Annotated in this window: 20 protein-coding genes and 1 tRNA gene; 9 read left to right on the forward strand and 12 right to left on the reverse strand. The window is 67.0% G+C overall.

The features are described from left to right. The first annotated feature begins 24 nt into the window (after positions 1–24). Positions 25–372 (forward strand): DNA cytosine methyltransferase, encoded by a 348-nt coding sequence (locus tag ABIA71_RS09615; RefSeq protein WP_354285025.1) that lies wholly within the window; start codon positions 25–27, stop codon positions 370–372. Positions 373–444: 72 nt separating this feature from the next. On the opposite strand, the gene ABIA71_RS09620 is transcribed toward ABIA71_RS09615, so the two are convergent. Further along, positions 445–744 (reverse strand): hypothetical protein, encoded by a 300-nt coding sequence (locus tag ABIA71_RS09620; protein ID WP_354285026.1) that lies wholly within the window; start codon positions 742–744, stop codon positions 445–447. 436 nt (positions 745–1,180) lie between these two features. Between ABIA71_RS09620 and ABIA71_RS09625 the strand changes: the two genes are divergently transcribed. The 3 genes from ABIA71_RS09625 to ABIA71_RS09635 all read left to right on the forward strand — a co-directional run bounded on the left by ABIA71_RS09625 (position 1,181) and on the right by ABIA71_RS09635 (position 2,274). Further along, complete coding sequence (locus ABIA71_RS09625) at positions 1,181–1,612, forward strand: phage integrase Arm DNA-binding domain-containing protein (RefSeq protein WP_354285027.1); 432 nt, start codon at positions 1,181–1,183, stop codon at positions 1,610–1,612. A gap of 99 nt (positions 1,613–1,711) precedes the next feature. Beyond that, positions 1,712–2,044: a site-specific integrase gene (locus ABIA71_RS09630; RefSeq protein WP_354285028.1), complete on the forward strand. Its 333-nt coding sequence runs from the start codon at positions 1,712–1,714 to the stop codon at positions 2,042–2,044. Then, complete coding sequence (locus ABIA71_RS09635) at positions 2,029–2,274, forward strand: tyrosine-type recombinase/integrase (RefSeq protein ID WP_354285029.1); 246 nt, start codon at positions 2,029–2,031, stop codon at positions 2,272–2,274. The genes ABIA71_RS09630 and ABIA71_RS09635 overlap by 16 nt, the downstream gene beginning before the upstream one ends. A gap of 70 nt (positions 2,275–2,344) precedes the next feature. Here the strand turns inward: ABIA71_RS09635 and ABIA71_RS09640 are convergent. The 9 genes from ABIA71_RS09640 to thrS all read right to left on the reverse strand — a co-directional run bounded on the left by ABIA71_RS09640 (position 2,345) and on the right by thrS (position 10,349). Further along, a tRNA-Pro gene (locus ABIA71_RS09640) sits at positions 2,345–2,421 on the reverse strand. A gap of 67 nt (positions 2,422–2,488) precedes the next feature. Continuing rightward, positions 2,489–2,845, reverse strand: coding sequence for a MerR family transcriptional regulator (locus ABIA71_RS09645; RefSeq protein ID WP_038687283.1), 357 nt, complete (start codon positions 2,843–2,845; stop codon positions 2,489–2,491). Further along, positions 2,826–3,125, reverse strand: a complete 300-nt coding sequence (locus ABIA71_RS09650) for an integration host factor subunit alpha (protein ID WP_005410432.1) — start codon at positions 3,123–3,125, stop codon at positions 2,826–2,828. Before ABIA71_RS09650 ends, ABIA71_RS09645 begins: the two co-directional genes overlap by 20 nt. A gap of 25 nt (positions 3,126–3,150) precedes the next feature. Beyond that, complete coding sequence (pheT, locus tag ABIA71_RS09655) at positions 3,151–5,532, reverse strand: phenylalanine--tRNA ligase subunit beta (protein ID WP_354285030.1); 2,382 nt, start codon at positions 5,530–5,532, stop codon at positions 3,151–3,153. Between the two features lie 99 nt (positions 5,533–5,631). Continuing rightward, positions 5,632–6,627, reverse strand: coding sequence for a phenylalanine--tRNA ligase subunit alpha (gene pheS / locus ABIA71_RS09660; protein ID WP_038687280.1), 996 nt, complete (start codon positions 6,625–6,627; stop codon positions 5,632–5,634). Positions 6,628–6,823: 196 nt separating this feature from the next. After that, on the reverse strand, positions 6,824–7,183 hold the full coding sequence (rplT, locus tag ABIA71_RS09665) for a 50S ribosomal protein L20 (RefSeq protein ID WP_017355264.1): 360 nt from the start codon (positions 7,181–7,183) through the stop codon (positions 6,824–6,826). 10 nt (positions 7,184–7,193) lie between these two features. Next, the gene (gene rpmI, locus ABIA71_RS09670) at positions 7,194–7,391 is read right to left on the reverse strand and encodes a 50S ribosomal protein L35 (RefSeq protein WP_017355265.1); all 198 of its coding nucleotides are present in this window, start codon (positions 7,389–7,391) and stop codon (positions 7,194–7,196) included. 465 nt (positions 7,392–7,856) lie between these two features. Then, complete coding sequence (gene infC / locus ABIA71_RS09675) at positions 7,857–8,396, reverse strand: translation initiation factor IF-3 (RefSeq protein WP_172407481.1); 540 nt, start codon at positions 8,394–8,396, stop codon at positions 7,857–7,859. A 48-nt stretch (positions 8,397–8,444) separates the two neighbouring features. Then, entirely contained in the window at positions 8,445–10,349 is a 1,905-nt protein-coding gene (thrS, locus tag ABIA71_RS09680) for a threonine--tRNA ligase (protein ID WP_354285031.1), read from the reverse strand. 385 nt (positions 10,350–10,734) lie between these two features. Between thrS and ABIA71_RS09685 the strand changes: the two genes are divergently transcribed. From ABIA71_RS09685 to ABIA71_RS09700, 4 genes are all read left to right on the forward strand, one after another. Then, complete coding sequence (locus tag ABIA71_RS09685; protein WP_354285032.1) at positions 10,735–11,043, forward strand: hypothetical protein; 309 nt, start codon at positions 10,735–10,737, stop codon at positions 11,041–11,043. Beyond that, positions 11,043–11,306 carry a hypothetical protein gene (locus ABIA71_RS09690; RefSeq protein WP_354285033.1) on the forward strand — a complete coding sequence of 88 codons (264 nt, stop codon included), beginning with the start codon at positions 11,043–11,045 and terminating at the stop codon, positions 11,304–11,306. Before ABIA71_RS09685 ends, ABIA71_RS09690 begins: the two co-directional genes overlap by 1 nt. 10 nt (positions 11,307–11,316) lie before the next feature. Then, on the forward strand, positions 11,317–12,903 hold the full coding sequence (locus ABIA71_RS09695) for a PepSY-associated TM helix domain-containing protein (RefSeq protein WP_354285034.1): 1,587 nt from the start codon (positions 11,317–11,319) through the stop codon (positions 12,901–12,903). Positions 12,904–13,043: 140 nt separating this feature from the next. After that, positions 13,044–14,120, forward strand: coding sequence for a serine hydrolase domain-containing protein (locus tag ABIA71_RS09700; RefSeq protein ID WP_354285035.1), 1,077 nt, complete (start codon positions 13,044–13,046; stop codon positions 14,118–14,120). Here ABIA71_RS09700 and ABIA71_RS09705 read toward each other — a convergent pair. Then, the gene (locus tag ABIA71_RS09705) at positions 14,089–15,669 is read right to left on the reverse strand and encodes a tetratricopeptide repeat protein (RefSeq protein WP_354285036.1); all 1,581 of its coding nucleotides are present in this window, start codon (positions 15,667–15,669) and stop codon (positions 14,089–14,091) included. The two genes, ABIA71_RS09700 and ABIA71_RS09705, sit on opposite strands and share 32 nt — an antisense overlap. Positions 15,670–15,811: 142 nt before the next feature. Here ABIA71_RS09705 and ABIA71_RS09710 point away from each other — a divergent pair, with 142 nt between their 5' ends. Further along, positions 15,812–16,195: a VOC family protein gene (locus tag ABIA71_RS09710; RefSeq protein WP_354285133.1), complete on the forward strand. Its 384-nt coding sequence runs from the start codon at positions 15,812–15,814 to the stop codon at positions 16,193–16,195. Here the strand turns inward: ABIA71_RS09710 and ABIA71_RS09715 are convergent. After that, the gene (locus tag ABIA71_RS09715) at positions 16,192–17,367 is read right to left on the reverse strand and encodes a glycoside hydrolase family 18 protein (protein WP_354285037.1); all 1,176 of its coding nucleotides are present in this window, start codon (positions 17,365–17,367) and stop codon (positions 16,192–16,194) included. The two genes, ABIA71_RS09710 and ABIA71_RS09715, sit on opposite strands and share 4 nt — an antisense overlap. Positions 17,368–17,575 lie beyond the last annotated feature (208 nt).

Raw genomic sequence — 17,575 nt, forward strand, 5'->3', positions numbered from 1 at the left:
GAGCACCAAGAAGGCGCACTGCGGGTGGCTGCCTTCCTGATCAAGTACTACGAAACTGGCGCCAACGTGCCGAACCTGTCGCACCCGGTCGACACCGTCACCACGCTTGACCGGCTGGCGCTGGCCACTGTGGTAATCAAGGGCACGCCCTACGTCATCGTGGATATCGGACTGCGCATGCTCAAGCCGCACGAGCTGTACCGCGTTCAGGGCTTCCCGGCCGGCTGCGTCATCGACCGCATCGCCAACGGCACGCCGCTCACCACCAGCGCCGCAGTGCGCATGGTCGGCAACAGCGTCAGCCCGCCGCTGCGGGCTTTTGCAGACGCAAACTTGGATCCGGTGCGAGACCATATTGCGGTGGCGGCATGAGTTCTCTCACTGCAAGCGCATTCAACCGAAACAGCCACCGCTACGATATCAGGCTACTTCTGGTCTTCAGCTTCACCTGCCAGCTGCAGCTGCCGTAAGAACCTCTTCCGCATCGTCTGCGCCTTCTTCAGGCACTTCGGCGTCTCGCTCTTCACCGTCAAGCTGACCGGTGGAACGAAGAAACTTCAAGGCCAGTTCCTTACCGAGTTCGATCCCTTCTGCCAAGGTCATGCGATCTGAAGAGGCGCCTCCGATGCGGGCACCATCAACGATGGCGCGATAACTATTGCCGCTAGGGCTCACCTCAGCGATAACGCGAACGGTGTGGCTATTCAACATTCCGTCGAAAATTCTTTTCATGGTGTTAGTCACTCTGAATTCCTTTTTCACATAGGGCCGAATGCTACACGCTCACTTCACCTAGGCGATAGGTGTGCGTGGCACGACTTTGTGCCGTGGGCGCCAGAATTCATCCATCCCATTGTTCGACTGGGCTTTCCTCAACGCCCTTTGAGAGGTTCATCGACCCAGCCACACATGAGAGAACACATGGGGCTGCCGCCTGCCCCGCCGGACACAGTGGGATCATCGACCCGAGGGAGATGCCGTGCATTTGATGACGACAGAAAAGTGGCTCGACCGCTATTTCGACCCTTCGAGTCGGCCAAGCATTGCCACCCTGCAGCGCTGGCTACGGGATGGAAAATCCCGGCCAAAAAAGTGGGCGGCACGTGGTTCATCGATGAACACGCATGGCTCTCGGACGGGAATGACCTCGTCGAGCGCGTACTGAAAGCAGGATAGGAAGATGTCACCACGAAAGCGTAGCGCCGGCCGTCAGGGCTGGCCAGACAACCTCTACCCGAACAAGGGCGGGTTCAAGTACGGCCACCCCATCAACCGGCGCGAGACGTTCATGGGTCGGGACCAGGCCAAGGCGTTCGCCGCGGCCAGGAAGCTCAACGCCATGCTGCTGCTGGGCAACGACCTGGTAGACAAGGTGATCGGCTCTCTCGAGACGGTGGCCGACGGGATCACCGTGTTTCGCCGCGACGACGTGCCCGGGCGCAACTGGGCGCCGAAGACGGCCGAGGTGTACGAAAGCGTCATCCGCCGCACCGAGGCCGGCATCGGCAGCCTGCCAGTGGAAGAGGTGACCGTGAAGGACTGTGCAGAATTCATCCGCGGCGTGACCCAGTCCGACCGAGCGCGCCAGCAGTTCCGGCTGGTGCTGGGCTGAATCATGGGCGTGCGCTGTGCAGGAGGGCCGGATCGACACCAACCCCGTGCTGGCCACGCGCCGCTTCCAGCACGAGCGCAAGCGCGCCTTACCCGTGAGGTGTATGCAGCGATCTGGGACAAGGCCGAGCAGTGGTTGCGCCTGGCCATGGACCTGTCGCTGGTGACGCTGCTGCGCCGCGAGGACGTGGTGTCGCTGAAGTTCGCCGACGTGCGCGACGGCTACCTGTGGGTGGTGCCGCAGAAGACCGAGGGCAGCACGCTGGTGAAGTTGAAGATCCGCATCAGCGACCATCTTGCCGCCTGTTGGCGCACGAATGCCACACCGTGCTGTCGCCGTTCGTGCCGCATCGCCTTCCCGACCGCGCCCGGCCCTCCGACAAGCGCGCATCGACGCGGCAGCACCATACGCAGGTCATGCCGGAGCAACTGACCCGTGCATTCCATGAAGAGCGCGAAACGGCTGGCATCAGCGGCGACAACCCGCCGAGCTTCCACGAGATCCGCAGCTTGGGCGGCGCGCTGCTGAGCGAATTGAGCTGGGCGATCGAGCAGGTCCAGGGGCTGATGGGCCACTCGTCTACGTCGATGACGGAGAACTATCTGGATGGCCACGACACACCCTGGCAAGAAGTGCCGACCGGCAGCGTGCTGGTTCGATAGGGGGAGAATAGGGGGACGCAAAAAAAAAGCCCGCGCATCGCTGCGTAGGCCTTTGTTTTCATTACCAGTTTGGTCGGGACGGCCGGATTTGAACCGACGACCCTCTGCCCCCCAGGCAGATGCGCTACCAGGCTGCGCTACGCCCCGATGATGCTGGTACTGTCCCCGCCTCTCAGCGGGCCGACGAGTATAACGGTTTTATCGAAGAATTTGTTCAGCGACGAAGCAATTGCAGCACTTCTTCCAGCTCCATCCGCGTCTGCTTGATGATCTGGTTGCTCAGCGTCGATTCGTCGCGGGCACCGGCACCTTCCAGGCGCAGGCGCGCGCCGCCGATGGTGTAGCCCTGCTCGTAGAGCAGGCCGCGGATCTGGCGCACCATCAGCACATCGTGGCGCTGGTAGTAGCGGCGGTTGCCGCGGCGCTTGGCCGGCTCCAGGCTGGGAAACTCGGTTTCCCAGTAGCGCAGCACGTGCGGTTTGACATCGCAAAGCTCGCTGACTTCACCAATGGTGAAGTAGCGCTTTGCCGGTATCGGCGGAAGTTCGCGGTTACTGCCCGGATCCAGCATATGCCTCTACCCTTTCCTTGAGCTTCTGGCCCGGACGGAAGGTGACCACCGTACGGGCGGAAATCGGAATTTCCTCGCCGGTTTTCGGGTTGCGGCCCGGGCGCTGGTTCTTGCGCCGCAGGTCGAAATTGCCGAAGCCGGACAGCTTCACCTGACGTCCCTGTTCCAATGCCTCACGCAACACATCGAAGAACGCGTCGACAAATTCCTTGGCTTCGCGCTTGTTCAGACCCACTTCGTCGAACAGCTTTTCGGCCATCTCAGCCTTGGTCAATGCCATTCCTGCTACCCCCCATGCTGCCCGCTCAACCGCGGATCCGGGCGTGGTGTTCACGCTCCATGGCAGAGACAGCCTCGGCCACTACCGACTCCACGTCGCGGTCCGTCAGAGTGCGCGACTTGTCCTGCAAAATCAAGCCCATAGCGAGACTCTTGAAGCCCGGCTCGACCCCCTGGCCGACGTACCGGTCGAACAGGGTCACCTGCCGCAGCAGCGGCCCGACGGCCCGGCGCAGGGTGGCTTCCAGGTCGGCCCAGGCGGAGGCCTCGGGCACCAGGAAGGCCAGGTCGCGGCGCACCGACGGGAAGCGCGACAGCTCGGCCGCACGCGGCAGCTGGCGGGCGGCCAGCGGGGCCAGGTCCAGCTCGAAGGCGAACACGTCGACGTCGATGTCCATGGCCTTGGCCAGGCGCGGGTGGATCTGGCCGATCCAGCCCAGGCTGACGCCATCGCGCAGCACCTCGGCCGAACGCGCCGGGTGGCCGTAAGGACGCTGCGAGGGCTGGAAGGTCAGCACCGCGCCGGAGGCCGCGGCCAGCGATTCCAGGTCACCCTTGAGGTCGTGGAAATCGACCTTGCGGGTGGCCAGGCCCCACTGCTGCGGGTCGGCGTCGCCACACACGGCGGCGGCCACGCGCTGGGTCTCCAGCGGTGCCGGGATGCCCTCGCCTGCCTGCGGGTGGAAGCTGCGGCCCAGCTCGAACAGGCGCACCCGGCCCAGCTGGCGCGCGGCGTTGCGGCCCAGGGTGGCCACCAGGCCCGGCAGCAGCGACGGGCGCATCACGGCCAGTTCGGCCGACAGCGGGTTGGCCAGTGCCACCACGTCGTCATGCAGCTGCCACTGGCCGAGCAGACCGGCATCGACGAAGGCGTAGTTGATGGTTTCCTGCAGGTCGCGCGCCACCAGCTGGCGGCGCACGCTCAGGTCGTCCAGGCAGGTCTCGCTGGGCATGGCGATGCGCGAGGCGCCGCCCGGCAGCGTGGTCGGGATCTGCTCGTAGCCGTGGATACGGGCCAGCTCTTCGATCAGGTCTTCTTCGATGGCGATGTCGAAGCGGCGGCTCGGCGCGGTCACCTGCCAGCCGTCGGCGTGGGCGGCCACGTCCATGCCCAGCGCGCGCAGGATGCGCTCGACGTCGGCATCGGCGATCTGGATGCCGAGCACGCGGGCGATGCGCGCGCGGCGCAGGCCGATGCTGGCGGTCGCCGGTAGGTCGGCCTCACGTACCGCTTCGGTCACCGGCGCGGGGGTGCCGCCGGCCAGGTCCAGTACGAGGCGGGTGGCGTACTCGATCGCGGTGCGCGGCAGGGCCGGGTCCACGCCGCGCTCGAAGCGGTGGCCGGCGTCGGTGTGCAGGCCCAGCTTGCGGCCACGGCCCATGATCGCGGCGGGCGCGAAATGCGCGGCCTCCAGGAACACGGCGGTGGTGTCGTCGGTGACGCGGGTGTCGAAGCCGCCCATCAGGCCGGCCAGCGCGATCGGGCGATCGGCGTCGGTGATGACCAGGAAGCTGTCGTCCAGCGCGGCATCGCGGCCATCGAGCAGCTTCAGCGCCTCACCGGCGTGCGAGCGACGCACGCCGATGCTGCCCTGCAGGGTGCCCAGGTCGAAGGCGTGCATCGGCTGGCCCAGTTCCAGCATCACGTACTGGGTGATGTCCACCAGCAGCGACACCGGACGCACGCCGCTGCGGCGCAGGCGCTCGGCCATCCACAGCGGGGTGGCGGCGCGGGCGTTGATGCCCTCGATGACACGGCCCACGTAGCGCGGCGCTTCGGCGCCGGCGGCCAGGTCGACGGTCAACTCACGGGTGCCCACGGCCGCAACCGGGGCCGCGTCGAACGGCACCACTTCGCTGGCGCATGCAGCGGCCACGTCGAAGGCGATGCCGCGGATGCTGAAGCAGTCGGCGCGGTTGGGGGTCAGCTTGATCTCGATGCTGGCGTCGGGCAGGCCGAGGTACTCGACCAGGGTCTGGCCAACCGGCGCGTCATCGGGCAGCTCGAACAGGCCGGAGGCGTCGCTGTCCAGGCCCAGCTCCTTGGCCGAGCACAGCATGCCGTTGGAGTCCACGCCGCGCAGCTTGGCCGGCTTGATCTTCAGCTCGCCGATCTGCGCGCCGATCATGGCCAGCGGCGCAACCAGGCCCGGGCGCGCGTTCGGCGCGCCGCACACGATCTGCAGGTGCTCGCCCTGCCCGGCATCGACCTGGCAGATCTGCAGGCGGTCGGCTTCGGGATGGCGCTCGGCGGAAACGATGCGCGCCACCACCACGTGGTCCAGGCCCACGCCGAGCGCGGTGACCTCTTCCACTTCCAGGCCGATGGCGGTCAGCACCGCGCCGAGTTCGTCGCGCGAGACCGAGGTGGGAACGTGGCTGCGCAGCCAGTTTTCAGAGAATTTCATGGTGTCACCCTGGTGGGCCCGGCGCATGCGCCTGGGCCGTGATGAATGGTGGTGCGACGTAGAGCCGGGCGCTGCCCGGCTGCACGGGTAGTACCGGCGTTACGCGAACTGCTTCAGGAACCGCACGTCGTTTTCAAAGAACGCGCGCAGGTCGTTGACGCCGTAGCGCAGCATCGCAAAGCGCTCCACGCCCATACCGAAGGCAAAGCCGGTGTAGCGTTCCGGATCAATGCCGACGTTGCGCAGCACGTTCGGGTGGACCATGCCGCAGCCGAGCACTTCCAGCCAGCGGGTGCTGCCGTCGGGCTGCTGCCAGGCGATGTCCACTTCCGCGCCGGGTTCGACGAAGGGGAAGTAGCTGGGACGGAAGCGCATCTCGAAATCGCGCTCGAAGAACGCGCGCACGAACTCGGACAAGGTGCCCTTTAGGTCGGCGAAGGTCGAATGCTCGTCCACCAGCAGGCCTTCGACCTGGTGGAACATCGGCGAATGGGTCTGGTCGCTGTCGCTGCGGTAGACCTTGCCGGCGGCGATCATGCGCAGCGGCGGCGCGTGGTCGCCCATGTAGCGCACCTGCACCCCGGAGGTGTGCGTGCGCAGCAGGCGGCCGTCGCCGAAATAGAAGGTGTCGTGCATTGCACGCGCCGGGTGGTGCGGCGGGAAGTTCAGCGCTTCGAAGTTGTGCCAGTCGTCTTCGATTTCCGGGCCTTCGGACACTTCATACCCGAGCCGGCCGAAGATCTCGGTGATGCGCTCCAAGGTACGGGTGACCGGATGCAGGCCGGCGCGATCGGCGCGGCGTCCCGGCAGGGTGATATCGATGGATTCGGCGGCCAGGCGCGCGTCCAGCGCAGCGTCTTCCAGCACGGCCTTGCGTTCGGCCAGCGCGCTGGTAAGCGCGTCGCGGGAACGGTTGATGGCTTCGCCGGCGGCCTTGCGCTCGTCGGCCGGCAATGCGCCAAGCTGCTTGAGCTGGGCGGTGATGCTGCCGTTCTTGCCGAGCAGTGCCACGCGCAGGGCTTCCAGCGCATCGGGGCTGCTGGCAGCGGCCACGTCGGCCAGTGCCTGGGTGGTCAGGGATTGGATGTCACTCATGGATAGCCGGAGCCTCGCGTCGGTATGCCATCGCGATACGCGCCGGGCCGACCCCCGTCGCCACCGCTGTCGATCGGGGGCACCGGGAGGGCCACCGCCAACACAAAAAAGAATGGGGAAGGACTTGCGCCCTTCCCCATGCATTTGCCTTACCCACCACCGCTGCGCGACTGCGGCAACGGCGGGGGGAATGGACTTATGCCGCCAGCGCGCCCTTGGCCTTTTCGGCCAGTGCAGCAAAACCGGCTGCGTCGTGCACGGCGATGTCAGCCAGAACCTTACGGTCCAGGGTGATGCCGGACTTGAGCAGGCCATTCATGAAACGGCTGTAGCTCAGGCCGTTGATGCGGGCAGCCGCGTTGATGCGGGTGATCCACAGCGAACGGAAATTACGCTTCTTCTGCTTACGACCGATGTAGGCGTACTGCTGTGCCTTGATCACGGCCTGCTTGGCAACGCGGAAGACCTTGCGGCGAGCGTTGTAGTAACCCTTCGCCAGGGTCAGAATTTTCTTGTGGCGGCGACGCGCCTGTACGCCACGCTTTACTCGTGCCATGGGTCAGTCCTCAGAGGTAGGGAAGCATACGGTTCAAACGGCCTGCGTCTTCTGCACGAACATGGTTCGTCTGACGCAGATTGCGCTTCCGCTTGGTCGACTTCTTCGTGAGGATGTGGCTACGGTTGGCATGGCCAGCCTTGAACTTGCCGGAGGCGGTCTTGCGGAAACGCTTGGCCGCCGCCCGGTTGGTTTTGATCTTGGGCATTGCAATGTCCTTGATGATGTTTTGTCACTGACCAGGGCGGTGGCCTGCGCCACACTTTCCGTCCATGCCCTTGCCTGCTTGTAAGCCCGGGATCCCCGATGGGAACCAGGCCGGTCCTGTTGCCGTTGAAACAGCATGCCCCTTGCGGAGCCTGAAACCGTTCAAAACAGCGCCCCGCAAAACGGGGCCGCCCATTATGCCCGCGAACACGGGAGGTTGCAAACTGTTGATTGGGCGAATGTTTACCGCGGGGCGGCCGAACCTGAACGGAACGGGCGCGGAGGCCGGGGTTGTGCCCGACCGAGCGCGGGAAACGGCAGAAGGCGCCGATGGGCGCCTGCTGCGTGGTGCGCGGAGCGGCCAAGCCGACCAACGGTCGGCTCTACCCTCCGCCACGGGGGGCTGTGCAGCCGACCAACGGTCGGCTCTACCCCTCCGCCGGTTCGGGCCAGGCCCGAGGGCCGGTTACTTCTTCTTCGGCGCGATCATCATGACCATCTGCCGGCCTTCAAGGCGCGGACGGGACTCGATCACGATGTCCTCACCCAGATCACCTTCGATCCGGTTGGCCATTTCGCGACCCAGTTCCTGATGGCTCATTTCACGGCCACGGAAGCGGATGTTGACCTTGATCTTGTCGCCCTCTTCCAGGAAACCGCGCATCTTGCGCAGCTTGATCTGGTAGTCGCCTTCATCGGTGACCGGACGGAACTTCACTTCCTTGATCTCGACCTGCTTGGTCTTCTTCTTGGCCTCGTTGGCCTTCTTCTGCGCTTCGAACTTGAACTTGCCGAAGTCCATGATCTTGCACACCGGCGGATCAGCCTGCGGCTGAATCTCGACCAGGTCCAGACCTTCGTCTTCGGCCATCGACAGCGCTTCGTCACGCGTCAACACGCCAATCATTTCTCCGTCGCTGCCGATCACGCGTACGCGCGGCACCCGGATTTCCTGATTCTTGCGGTTCTGTTTGTTGTCAGGGGTACTGATATTGCAATCTCCCAGAGGAATCAAACCGGCCCCTGGCGGATCATCCGCAGGGCCGGGACTTTCTTACACGGACTGTTCTGCCTGCAACCGCTCGATGAAGGCCTGGACGGACATGCTGCCCAGATCTTCGCCAGAGCGCGTACGCACGGCCACGGCGCCATTTTCCTTCTCACGGTCGCCAACCACCAGCAGGTACGGGACCCGCTGCAGCGTATGCTCGCGAATCTTATAACCGATCTTCTCGTTGCGCAAATCGGCGTTTACCCGGAAGCCTTGATCTGCAAGGGTTTTCCGGACTTCGCTCACGTATTCAGCCTGGGCATCGGTGATATTGGCCACCACCACCTGGGTCGGGGCCAGCCAGGACGGGAACTGGCCGGCATGGTGCTCGATCAGGATGCCCAGGAAACGCTCCATCGAACCGACAATGGCCCGGTGCAGCATCACCGGATGCTTCTTCTGGCTGTTTTCGTCCACGTATTCCGCGCCCAGACGGCCAGGCATCATGAAATCGACCTGCATGGTGCCCAGCTGCCAGGTGCGGCCGATGGCGTCCTTGAGGTGGTACTCGATCTTCGGGCCGTAGAAGGCGCCCTCGCCCGGCAGCTCCTGCCATTCCACCCCGCAGCTGGACAGTGCCGAGCGCAGCGCGCCCTCTGCCTTGTCCCAGGTGGCGTCATCGCCCAGGCGCGATTCGGGGCGCAGCGCGATCTTGACCTGGATCTCCTCGAAGCCGAAGTGCTGGTACACCGCCAGCGCCTGCTGGTGGAACGCGGTCACTTCCGCCTCGACCTGGTCTTCGGTGCAGAACACGTGACCGTCGTCCTGGGTGAAGCCACGCACGCGCAGGATGCCGTGCAGCGCCCCGGAGGGCTCGTTGCGGTGGCAGGCGCCAAACTCACCGTAGCGGATCGGCAGATCGCGGTAGCTGTGCAGCCCCTGGTTGAACACCTGCACGTGGCCGGGGCAGTTCATCGGCTTGAGCGCGTAGGTACGCTTCTCCGACTCGGTGAAGAACATCGCGTCCTGGTAGTTGTCCCAATGGCCCGATTTCTGCCACAGCGACACGTCCAGGATCTGCGGGCAGCGCACTTCGCCGTAGCCGGTGCTGCGGTACACCTTGCGCATGTACTGCTCGACCACCTGCCACAGCGCCCAGCCCTTCGGGTGCCAGAACACCAGGCCCGGGGCCTCTTCCTGCAGGTGGAACAGGTCCTGCTGCTTGCCGATGCGACGGTGGTCACGCATCTCCGCTTCTTCAATGCGCTTGATGTACGCATCGAGCTGCTTCTTGTCGGCCCAGGCGGTGCCATAGACGCGCTGCAGCTGCTCGTTCTGCGCATCGCCACGCCAGTAGGCGCCGGAAATGCGGGTCAGCTTGAAGGCCTTCAGGAAGCGCGTGTTGGGCACGTGCGGGCCGCGGCACATGTCCACGTATTCCTGGTGGTAGTACATGCCCATGGCCTGGATGTCCGGGGACATGTCCTCGATCAGGCGCAGCTTGTAGTCCTCGCCACGCGCCTTGAAGATCTCGATGACCTCCGCACGCGGGGTGACCTTCTTGATGACGTCGTAGTCCTGCGCGATCAGCTCGCCCATGCGCTTTTCGATGGCGGCCATGTCGTCCGGGGTGAACGGGCGCTCGGAGTAGATGTCGTAGTAGAAGCCTTCGGCGATGACCGGGCCGATCACCATCTTGACGTCCGGGTACAGCTGCTTGACCGCATGGCCGACCAGGTGGGCGGCGGAGTGGCGGATGATCTCAACGCCCTCCTCGTCCTTGGCGGTGATGATGCGCAGGGTCGCGTCGCGATCGATCACGTCGCTGGCATCGACCAGCACGCCGTCGACCGAACCGGCGATGGTGGCCTTGGCCAGGCCGGCGCCGATCGACTGGGCGACGTCCATGACACTGACGGGGTTTTCGAACTCACGGCGGCTGCCGTCGGGAAGCGTGATCGCGATCATGACTGGGCTTTTTCTGATGGGCCTGCAACGCAGGCCGGGGAATCGGAGGTGGAACAGAGGCAACGGCGACATGCCGCTCGGCCATAAAAAAAGCGCCACGAAGGCGCCTGCAGGGGGCCGTCGGGAGCGTTCAGCGGTGGGCGATGGTAGTGCTCATGTCGCACGCTGGACCGGCGCTGGGCGCGGGCCACCTTGTTACCTGGATGGATACCCTGCCGATCTTAAACCAACGCGCGGATTTTTGCGCCTGCACTGCCGCGGCATGCGCCTGAACGCGCCGCTGTGGCGGACCAAAACCGCAATGATTACCATGCGCAGCGGGCCGTGCGGCATGCGGTCCCGCCCTCCCCCAAGGATCCCCCATGGCCTTCGCTGCCCGTCCAACGTGCGTCCCGTGCTGAGCGGCAACACGCTTGCCCTGCTGTATTGCAGCGTCGCCGGCGCGGCCTCTGCGTTCTCGGCGCTGGCCTTCTACGCCGCGTCCCCGCACTGCCGCTGGCCGCGGCTGCGCCGTGCCGGACGGCTGGGGCGGCAGATCGGGCTGGTGGCCGCCGCCACCTCGCTGTGGCTGTGGATGGGCCAGCTGGGGCTGGCCACCGGCCTGTGCGTGACCCTGGCCGGGTGGATGCTGACCGCCCTGATCCTGCCCTACCTGGCCGCCTGGACGCGCCCCGAGCGTGAGGCGCGGCCCTGATGTGGGCGCGTGCGCTGGCCGGGCTGGTGGCCGGATTTTTCGTGGCCGCCGCGGCCGCCGGACTGGTGGCGTGGCTGCCGCCCGGCCCGTGGCAGAGCGCCATCGTGCCCAGCCTGATCACCTTCATTCCGTTCTGGATGCTGGCCGCCCTGTGGGCCTTCGCGTTCCGCAGCGGCCTGCGCGCCTGGGCGGGGCTGGGCATCAGCGCAGCGGCTGGTTTTGGCCTGTTGTGGCTGCTGCGCGCCGCCCAGCTGGTGCAGTAAAGGAACGTCGATGAAATTCAGTTCGCTCACCCTGCGCACCTTCACCACGCTGCATACCTGGGTTGGCCTGGTAGCCGGCTTTGCGCTGTTCGTGGCGTTCTATGCCGGCGCAATCACCGTGTTCCACCACGATCTGCCGCTGTGGCAGTCGCCCCAGGCAATGACGCAGCCCGCGCAGACCCTGGACGATGCACAACGCCTGCTGGATGGCGTACTGGCCCGGCACCCGGAAGCCCGCCAGCACCTGGGCATGACCTTCCCCGGCGCCGAAACGCCGCAATCGGTGGCCTATTGGCAGGACGCCAAAGGCACCTGGCTGTTCGCCTGGGCCGATCACTACGATGGCAGCCCTACGCCGCCCCAGGCCGGGCTGGCCGAACTGGTCAACGAACTGCACTACACCCTGGGCCTGCCGGTGGCCGGCATCTACCTGATGGGCGTGGTCAGCCTGTTGTATGGGCTGGCGTTGCTGTCCGGGCTGGTGATCCACCTGCCCAAGCTGGTCGGCGACCTGTTCGCGCTGCGCCCGGGCCGCAACCTGAAGCAGATGTGGCAGGACGCGCACAACGTGATCGGCGTGCTCAGCCTGCCCTTCCACCTGCTGTTTGCGGTCACCGGCGCGCTGCTGTGCCTGGTGTTCCTGCAGATGGCCGCGCTCAACCCGCTGATCTACGACGGCAAGCTGCTGGCCGCGCTGCCGGCGGCGATGGATACCGCGCCGATCCGCGCGGCCGCCGGCGAGCCGGTGCGGGCCGGCAGCCTGGCGATGCTGCATGCCCGTGCGATCGCCGTGGCCAACGACCAGGGCCAGGCGCGCTTCGAACCGGCGTACCTGAAGCTGGCCAACGCCGGTGATGCCAACGCAGTGATCGAGATCACCGGCGACGGCGGGGTGTCGTTGGGTCCGTTGGGTGCCGTGGCGCTGGACGCCAATACCGGCGATGTCCTGCACACCCAGCTGCCGGGCCGGCGCGATGCCAACCACGCCACGCTGGCGACGGCGTATGCCCTGCATTTCGGCGAGTTCGGCAACGGCCTGGTGCCCTGGCTGTATTTCGCACTGGGCCTGGGCGGTGCCTTCCTGTTCTATTCGGGCAACCTGCTGTGGATCGAGTCGCGGCGCAAGCGCCGGCAGCAGGCCCAGGGCCGCGCCCAGATCAACATGGCGCGCGCCACGGTCGGGGTGTGCATCGGCCTGTGCGTGGCCATCTCGGCCGCCTTCGTCGGCGTGCAGCTGCTGGAACACCTGGCCCCCGCGCACGCCGACACCGGCATGCGCTGGATCTGTTTCCTGGTCTGGGGCGGCTGCGCCCTGTGGGCGGCGCTGCGCGCGCCGTGGCAGGCCGCACGCGAGCTGCTGTGGGCCGCGGCGATCGTCACCGCGCTGATCCCGCTGGTGCATGGCGCAATGAGCGGGCTGTGGCTGTGGACCAGCGCGCTGCGCGGCTATTGGCCGCTGTTCTGGGTGGACGGGGTGGCGCTGGCCATGGCCATCGGGTTTGCCGCGATGGCGCGCGCCAGCAGCCGGCGCGCGATCCACGGCGAGCCGAACAGTGTGTGGTCGCGACCGCAGCCCCTGGCCGCGCCCGCGCCGTGACCGCCGACGCGGCGCCCCGTGCGCCGCGCCCTCGCCCGCCGGATCCTTGTGCGGGCGGGCTTTCAGAAACCTTCAGGCGTTCTTCCAGCACTTCAGTCGCCTCCGTGGCGTAGTCGGGCTCCCCTTCAAGGAGCCCAACCATGCACACCCGTCCCTACCGATGCGCCGCCCTGATCCTGTCCTGGCTCGCCTGCCTGCCAGTGGCGGGACGCGCCGCGCCGCCCTCACCGGATCCCGCCCCACTGGCCGCCCTGGAAGCGGCCATCGCCACCGACGACATCAAGCAGGTCACCAGCGTGCTGCTGCTGGTGGACGGACAGATCGCCTACGAGCACTACTTCAACGGGGCCAGCGCCGACACGCTGCATGATGTGCGTTCGGCCAGTAAAAGCGTCACCGCCATGCTGGTCGGCGCGGCCATCGGCGATGGCCACCTGCCGGGGGTGAAGGCGCGGGTGTACGACTACTTTCCCGAATTCACCGCCACCCATCCGGTCGATCCACGCCTGCGCGCGACCACCCTCGAAGACCTGCTCACCATGAGCAGCCTGTGGGAGTGCGACGACGAGAACGCGTTCTCGGCCGGCAACGAGGAACGCATGTACGTCACCGAGCGCTGGCTGGACTTCGCCCTGGCGCTGCCGGTGAAAGGTTTCGCGCCGTGGATGACGCGCCCTCAGGACAGCCCGCATGGGCGTGCCCACGCCTACTGCACGGCCAATTCGTTCGTGCTTGGCGCCGTGTTGGAACGCGCCACGAAGCGGCCGCTGGCCGACTATGCCGCGCAGGCGCTGGAGCGTCCGCTGGGGATCACCGCCAGCCGATGGAACCGTTCGCCGGAAGGCATCGGCATGGGCGGCGGCGGCACCCGCTACCGCAGCCGGGACCTGGCACGTCTGGGCGAGTTGGTGCTGGCCGGTGGGCGTTGGCAGGGCAAGGCACTGATCCCGGCCGACTACGTGACCGCGATGCTCAGCGCACAGGCCAGCACCGGCGATGGCAGCGACTACGGATACCAGTGGTGGGGCCTGAAACTGCCCGTGCAGGGCCGGGAGACGACGCTGTGGGCGATGTCCGGCAACGGCGGCAACTACGTGTTCGTGATCCCGGACAGAAAGCTGGTGGCGGTCATCACCAGCACGGCCTACAACCGCAGCTACGCCCACCCGCAGTCGCGGCGCATCCTTACCGGGTTCCTGCTGCCCGCGCTGGACTGAGCCCGTCCAGATCGCCTGGCCGCCACCCGGCGGCCAGGACCTGCGCGCGCTGCGCACCGACATCGGCCTCGATCCGGGCCAGCAACGGTGGCCACCCGGGTGTCGCGCGCAGCGGCGCGAACAGCGGGGTCGCGCGCAGCCAGGCGGCATCGCGGAAGCCCGCGTCCACCGCACGCTGCAGGTCGGCCACGGCGGCCTCCGTGTTGCCCTGGGCCTGGTGCAGCAGGGCGCGTTCAAGGGCCATGTCCGACCAGCCATCCCCAGTGTCGCCGGCCTGCGCCTGCAGCTGCGCGGCGATCCACGTCGGCGTGGCCGGTACGGTGCCGTACAGGCCGGCCAGGGTCTGCCCCATTGATTGCTGCGGACGCAGCTCCCGGCCGCGCTCGAAGGCCTGCGCCGCGCCCGCGGCGTCGCCCTGCATCAGCAGCATCTCGCCCTGCAGGCGGAACAACTGCGGATGCGGCGTACCGCGCGCAAGCGCCTGCTGCAGCGCCGCCCGTGCCCGGTCCGCATCGCCCATGAGCAGCAGGCTGCGCGGCCAGGCGATGTTGGCGAACACGTTGTCGGGGAACAGCTGGAAGTTGCGTTCGTGGCGACGTGCAGCGGCGTCGGTGAAGCCGAGCAGTTCCAGCTCGCGCGCGACCTGCACCTCACGGAAGCGGACGCGCTCGGGCGCGCGCAGCGAGAGGTTGGCCTGCAGGGCCTGTGCAAGGTGGCCCTGTTCCTGCTGCAGGTACGCCAGCGAGGCGCGGGTGCGCTCATCGTCCGGGTCGCGCTGCAGCGCCCGCTGGTAGTCGGCGATCGCGCGCGGCATCGCCCCCAGGCAGTCATGGGCATATCCGCGCGCGGCGAGTGCGGCGGCATCGTCCGGTGCGGCGCGCAGCACCCGGTCCGCTTCGACCAGGGCCTGCTGCGCACGCTCGGCGGGACCATTGAACAGGCAGGTCTCGGCTGCCAGCGCACGTGCCAGCCCGCGTCGTGCGGCTGGCAGGTCCGGATCGACCTGCAGCGCCTGCCGGTACAGCGCGAGGGCGCGCGCGTTGTTGCTGGCCTGGCCGATACCGGCGTAGTGGTCGGCACGTTGCAGCAGCGCGTCGGCCGGCGAGCGCGGGGCGGCGGTGGGCCACGCGATCACGGCCACGGCCGCAGCGACAATCACTGCACTGGTAACGCCAGTGGCCCCGCGCCAGCCCCAGCGCCGCGCCACACGAGGTGCACGGCTCGCTGGCGTGTGCACGACCGGCTGCACGGGCGCGCAGAGCTGATAACCGCGGCCGCGGACCGAGCGCACATACCGTGGACGGCGGCTGTCATCGCCCAGCGCCTGGCGCAGCAGCTTCACCCGCTGGCTGATCGCGTCTTCGCCGACCACCGCCGGGGCCCACACCTGCCCGGCGAGGGTATCGAAGCTCACCACGTCGGTGCCGTGGGCCAGCAGGCAGTCGAGCAGCCGCCAGCTCAGCCCGCTGACCGGCAGGACGGCATCACCGCGCCGCACCTGCTGCAGGGTGCGGTCGATCTCCAGGTCCAGCAGGCGCACGGTCTCCATGCGGCCAAGCATAGGGCACCGCGCAACCGCCCCGCAGGTGCCGTTGGTCTCCCGCCATGCAACGCGCCCCCGCTCACCGTGCATTGCCGGTGGCGGGCGTAACGTGCCGGTTTCCCCGCCTTCCCGCACTGCCATGACCGACCTGCATATCGACCGTCTCGACCACCTGGTACTCACCGTGGCCGACATCGACACCACCTGCGATTTCTACCAGCGCGTGCTGGGCATGGCCGTGGAGACCTTCGGCGCCGGGCGCACCGCGCTGCGCTTCGGGCTGCAGAAGATCAACCTGCACGCGCACGGCCGCGAGTTCGACCCCAAGGCGCTGCGCCCCACCCCCGGTTCGGCGGACCTGTGCCTGATCACCTACGCCCGCATGGACGAGATCCTGGCCCACCTGCAGGCGCAGCAGGTGGACGTGGAAGACGGCCCGGTGCAGCGCACCGGCGCCACCGGGCCGATCCTGTCGGTGTATTTCCGCGATCCGGATGGCAACCTGATCGAGGTGTCGCACTACCTGGACTAAGGCAGGAACGGCGCGGCCATTGCCTGCAGCAGGCTGCCCTGTGCGTCGTCGCCGGTCAGCTCCCAGGTGAACACCCCGCGCAGCGCGGCGGACTTGGCGAACGCTGCACGTATGCCAATCGAGGTCGGGTCTTCATAGCTGATGAAGATCCGTTCGGTCGGGTTGTACAGCCAGGGGCTCTGCGCCACCGGATGCCAGTGCCGCTGCCAGCCGGGCGTGTCCAGGAACGTGCTGCGGATGCGCCGCCAGTCGCCGGCGTCGAACGGGGCGCTGTAAGGCTGGTACAGGCCATCGTTGTCGCCCGCAGTGACGCGGAAACCGCGCCCATAGAACGGCACGCCCAGCACCAGTTTGCTGGCCGGCACGCCCTGCTGCTGGTAGTAGGCCACGGCGCCTTCCACGTTGTTCCACCGCCGCTGCGCCGGGGCCAACGGATCGTCGGTCACCTCACGCAGCGGCGCATTGAAGGTGGAGACGGCCGAGAAGCCGGTGCCCATGTCGTAACTCATCAGGTTGATGAAATCGAGCCGTTCGCCCAGTTCCCTCAGCTCGTAGCTGCGCGCAGGATCGTAGGCGCCGTCGGTCTGCACGCGGCCGGCCGGCAGCGCGGCGGTCAGCAACAGGTGCTGGCCACGGGGCGTGCCGACCGCATCGAGCTGGCGACGGAATTCCTGCACCAGCAGGGTCATGTTGCGGCGGTCCTGCGGGCGGTCGGTGATGTCGGTCGGGCCGCCATACACCGGGAATTCCCAGTCGATGTCCACGCCGTCGAAACTGCCGCGGTGCGTGTCGAAGAACAGCGCCACGCAGGACGCAACAAACCGCGCGCGGCTGTCGGCCGTCAACGCCGCGTCGGAGAAGCCGCCGGCGTTCCAGCCGCCGATCGAGATCAGGGTATGCAGCTTCGGGTGCGCACGCTTGAGCGCCGCCAGCGCCGTGAAATGCGCGTCCGCCTGCGGCCCCACCACGCACCTGCCCGCGTCGATGGTGGCGAATGCGTAGAACAGATGGGTGAGCGTGTCGGCCGGTATGTCCGCGACCGGATAGCGTTCGGCCGAGCCGCCCGGGTAGTACGCCCCGATCACCTTCGACGGGGGTTCGGCAGCAGAGGCGGCCAGCGAGAGTGCTGCGGCGGCGCAGGCGACAAGAACGGCAAGGCGCTGACGGAACATGCAGACTCCAGAAGGGTCGATGACCGCGCCACGTTAGCAAATGCACACGCGTGCGACGACGGTATTGCAGGCCTTTTGACCCGATGTCCGGCGAAGTCGTCCAGCGGACACCAGCGCGCCGCCAGCATGTGCCAGCGCAGTGTCGCGCAGGTCAATCGCGGCATCGGGCAAGGCCCACTGATGTCCTGTTGCTCCGCCACGGCGTGCC

This window comes from Stenotrophomonas sp. 2619 (assembly GCF_040548725.1).
Taxonomy (GTDB): Bacteria; Pseudomonadota; Gammaproteobacteria; order Xanthomonadales; family Xanthomonadaceae; genus Stenotrophomonas; species Stenotrophomonas maltophilia_AP.

Excerpts from the sequence above, each read along its gene's own strand:
- pheT (WP_354285030.1), bottom strand. The coding sequence starts at position 5,532 with ATGAAATTCTCTGAAAACTGGCTGCGCAGCCACGTTCCCACCTCGGTC.
- thrS (WP_354285031.1), bottom strand. The coding sequence starts at position 10,349 with ATGATCGCGATCACGCTTCCCGACGGCAGCCGCCGTGAGTTCGAAAAC.
- ABIA71_RS09700 (WP_354285035.1), top strand. The coding sequence starts at position 13,044 with ATGCACACCCGTCCCTACCGATGCGCCGCCCTGATCCTGTCCTGGCTC.
- ABIA71_RS09705 (WP_354285036.1), bottom strand. The coding sequence starts at position 15,669 with ATGGAGACCGTGCGCCTGCTGGACCTGGAGATCGACCGCACCCTGCAG.
- ABIA71_RS09695 (WP_354285034.1), top strand. The coding sequence starts at position 11,317 with ATGAAATTCAGTTCGCTCACCCTGCGCACCTTCACCACGCTGCATACC.
- pheS (WP_038687280.1), bottom strand. The coding sequence starts at position 6,627 with ATGAGTGACATCCAATCCCTGACCACCCAGGCACTGGCCGACGTGGCC.
- rpmI (WP_017355265.1), bottom strand. The coding sequence starts at position 7,391 with ATGCCCAAGATCAAAACCAACCGGGCGGCGGCCAAGCGTTTCCGCAAG.
- ABIA71_RS09650 (WP_005410432.1), bottom strand. The coding sequence starts at position 3,125 with ATGGCATTGACCAAGGCTGAGATGGCCGAAAAGCTGTTCGACGAAGTG.
- rplT (WP_017355264.1), bottom strand. The coding sequence starts at position 7,183 with ATGGCACGAGTAAAGCGTGGCGTACAGGCGCGTCGCCGCCACAAGAAA.
- ABIA71_RS09690 (WP_354285033.1), top strand. The coding sequence starts at position 11,043 with ATGTGGGCGCGTGCGCTGGCCGGGCTGGTGGCCGGATTTTTCGTGGCC.
- ABIA71_RS09625 (WP_354285027.1), top strand. The coding sequence starts at position 1,181 with ATGTCACCACGAAAGCGTAGCGCCGGCCGTCAGGGCTGGCCAGACAAC.
- ABIA71_RS09645 (WP_038687283.1), bottom strand. The coding sequence starts at position 2,845 with ATGCTGGATCCGGGCAGTAACCGCGAACTTCCGCCGATACCGGCAAAG.
- ABIA71_RS09635 (WP_354285029.1), top strand. The coding sequence starts at position 2,029 with ATGCCGGAGCAACTGACCCGTGCATTCCATGAAGAGCGCGAAACGGCT.
- ABIA71_RS09715 (WP_354285037.1), bottom strand. The coding sequence starts at position 17,367 with ATGTTCCGTCAGCGCCTTGCCGTTCTTGTCGCCTGCGCCGCCGCAGCA.